Origin of the sequence: Neoroseomonas rubea (assembly GCF_016106015.1) — a bacterium.
Taxonomy (GTDB): domain Bacteria; phylum Pseudomonadota; class Alphaproteobacteria; order Acetobacterales; family Acetobacteraceae; genus Neoroseomonas; species Neoroseomonas rubea.
The window spans coordinates 1-3,027 of sequence record NZ_JACADQ010000425.1; the positions used below are offsets into that span (position 1 = coordinate 1).

The 3,027-nt window shown below is 70.5% G+C and carries 3 protein-coding genes and 1 tRNA gene; 3 read left to right on the top strand and 1 reads right to left on the bottom strand.

Going from position 1 to position 3,027, the window contains the following annotated elements:
* Nucleotides 1-151: 151 nt before the first annotated feature.
* Nucleotides 152-853 (top strand): hypothetical protein, encoded by a 702-nt coding sequence (locus tag HW577_RS23070; protein ID WP_198378456.1) that lies wholly within the window; start codon nt 152-154, stop codon nt 851-853.
* 21 nt (nt 854-874) lie between these two features.
* Here HW577_RS23070 and HW577_RS23075 read toward each other — a convergent pair.
* Nucleotides 875-949, bottom strand: a tRNA-Gly gene (locus tag HW577_RS23075).
* A 248-nt stretch (nt 950-1,197) separates the two neighbouring features.
* Between HW577_RS23075 and metZ the strand changes: the two genes are divergently transcribed.
* Together metZ and HW577_RS23085 are read left to right on the top strand one after the other, a co-directional pair.
* Complete coding sequence (gene metZ / locus HW577_RS23080; protein ID WP_198378457.1) at nt 1,198-2,418, top strand: O-succinylhomoserine sulfhydrylase; 1,221 nt, start codon at nt 1,198-1,200, stop codon at nt 2,416-2,418.
* Nucleotides 2,419-2,422: 4 nt separating this feature from the next.
* A partial coding sequence (locus HW577_RS23085) for a LysE family translocator (protein ID WP_198378458.1) occupies nt 2,423-3,027 on the top strand: 605 nt, incomplete at its 3' end.

Here is a 3,027-nt window from a genome sequence, read left to right on the forward strand (position 1 = left end):
CGGCCGATCCCGCGCCGCGGGCGGCGTCCGGGCCCGCGGGGCGAGCGGCCGGTGCGCCCGCCGCGGCGGCATGTGCCCGTCATTCAGCGCTGTCCCGCAGCGGGACGCGCCGGTAACGTGACCGGGCAGGGTGGCAGCAAGGAAACGATCCATGTCGCAGGCAATCACGGTATCCGCACCGCAGGGTGGCGCGGCGCAGGAGGTCGCGCATGGCGACGCCGCCGCCTTCTCAGCGGACCCTGTGGCCTATATCCGGACCCATGCCTGCCTGCTGCATCCGGAACTCTACGCGCCCGGCGGGTCGGACGACCTGACGAACGCCACCTTCAACCGGGCCTTGTGCGGCACCCGCGGGATCGAGTTCATGCGGACCAACGAGACGCGGCTGGGCGCGACGCTGGTCGTGGCCGTCCGCGACGTGCCCGGGTTGCCGCTGATCCGCGTGCTGGAAAGCAACAACCACGCGCACAAGCGGGTCTGCTTCCTGCCCTGGCAGGAGGACAAGTGCACGCTGACCAAGATGTCCAGCCGCGCCACGGTGTTCCTGACGGGGCCGCTGACGGGGTGCAACGTGTACCTCGCGGCGAAGGACGGCCACCGACTGCTCGCCTTCCACGGCAACCTCAACTCGGATGGCGAGGATCGCAACACCAACAACGTCCGCAAGGACAAGGAGGCGATCAACATCGCCACGGAGCGCGGCTACATCCTGACGCACCGGCTTGCCCGCGGCGACTACCAGATCCCGGCCTTCGTCTGGGGCGAGCGCACCGGCCCGACCTGGACCTGCTACGTGCACGAGGTCGACCCCGTAACGCGCCGCTTCACGAACAAACCGCTGCCGACGATCTGACCTGGGCGGGGAAGGGGGGGCTGGAGCGGGCGATGGGAATCGAACCCACGACATTCAGCTTGGGAAGCTGACGTTCTACCTCTGAACTACGCCCGCAGCCCCTTCCGTATAGGCGGCCCGCCCGCCCGCCGGCAAGACACCCGCTTGACCCGCCGCCCCGCCCCGGCGTAACGACGGCCCCGGCGGAGACGCCCCTCGCGATTTGTCCGGCCAGCTTGCGGCGAGGTTCCCTTCGGGGGCGCATCCTGCGGGACGCGAAAAGAAGCGCGCTAAACGGCCGTGCGGGTGCCCGCACCCGCCGCCCGTGAAGGGGCCGGACGCTTCGTTTCGCGAAGGTTCGCCCCATGGCCAAGTCCAGCCCCGACCGCCCGCTTCGCCCCGCCACTCTGCTCGTGCGCGGCGGGCAGATGCGCTCGGGCTTCGACGAGACGGCGGAGGCGATGTTCCTCACCTCCGGCTTCGTCTACGACAGCGCCGCCCAGGCCGAGGCGACCTTCGCCGGCACCGAGGTCCACTACCAGTATTCCCGCTTCGGCAACCCGACGGTCGCCATGCTCGAACAGCGCATCGCCGCGCTGGAAGGGGCGGAGGCCTGCCGTTGCACCGCCACCGGCATGGCCGCGGTGCATGCCGCGATGCTCTCCCACCTCAAGGCGGGGGATCGCGTCGTCGCTTCCCGCGCGCTGTTCGGCTCCTGCCACTGGATCGTCTCGACGCTGCTGCCGCGCTACGGCGTCGCGACGGAATTCGTCGATGGCGGGGACCTCGCGCAGTGGGAAGCGGCGCTTTCGAAGCCGACCACGATGGTGCTGCTGGAAACGCCGTCCAACCCGATGCTCGACATCGTGGACCTCAGGGCGGTGTGCGACCTCGCCCACAAGGCCGGCGCGCTGGTGGTGGTGGACAATGTCTTCGCGACACCGCTGCTGCAGAAGCCGATGGCCTTCGGCGCGGACATCGTCGTCTATTCCGCGACCAAGCATTTCGACGGCCAGGGCCGCGTGCTCGGCGGCTGCGTGCTGGGTTCGAAGAAGTGGGTCGAGGACGTGCTGCAGCCCTTCATCCGCAACACCGGCCCGTCCATCAGCCCGTTCAACGCCTGGGTGATCCTCAAGGGGCTCGAGACCCTGCACCTGCGCGTGCCCGCCATGTGCCGCAACGCGGCCGCGGTCGCGGACATGCTGGCCGAGCGTGCGGAGGTTGCCCGCGTGCTCTACCCCTTCCGCGCCGACCATCCGCAGCAGAAACTCGCCATGGCGCAGATGTCGGCCGGCGGGACGCTCGTCACCTTCGACCTCAAGGGCGGCAAGGAGGCCTGCTTCCGCTTCATGGACGCGCTGCGGCTGATCGACATCTCGAACAACCTCGGCGATTCGAAGTCGCTCGCCACGCATCCCGCCACCACGACGCATATGCGGGTGGGGGCGGAGGAACGCGCGCGGCTCGGCATCGCGGACGGCACGGTGCGGCTGTCCGTCGGGCTCGAGGATGTCGCCGACATCATCGACGACCTCAGCCAGGCGCTGGACGCGGCGAATGCCGCGACGGCGCGCGCGGCGGAATAGCGCCGTGGCGGTCGAGACCTGGCTCGCCTTCCTTGCCGCGACTGCGGTGATGCTGGCGATCCCGGGGCCGACCATCCTGCTGGTGATCGGTCAGTCGCTGGGCGCGGGCCGGCGGGCGGCGCTGCCGCTCGTGGCCGGCGTCGCACTCGGCGACCTGACGGCGATGACGCTCTCGCTCGCGGGGCTCGGTGCGCTGCTCGCGGCGTCCGCCACGCTGTTCACGGTGCTGAAATTCACCGGCGCGGCGTACTTGGTTTGGCTCGGCGTGCGGCTGTGGCGCGCGCCGGTGGACGATGGGGCGGCGGCCCCCGTTTCCGCCCGGCGCGCCTTCCGCGACGCCTATGTCGTCACCGCGCTGAATCCGAAGTCGATCGCGTTCTTCGTCGCCTTCGTGCCGCTCTTCGTCGATGCCGCCGCACCCTTCGCGCCGCAGGCGGCGGTGCTGGTGGGCAGTTTCGTGACGCTGGCCGCGTTGAATGCCGGCATCTACGCGCTGCTCGCCGCGCGGCTATCGGGCGCGGTGCGGCGGCCCGCGGTCCGGCGCGCCTTCAACCGCGGCGGGGGCGCGCTGCTGGGGGACGGAAGAGCAGAGGTCCGAACTCCAGTCAC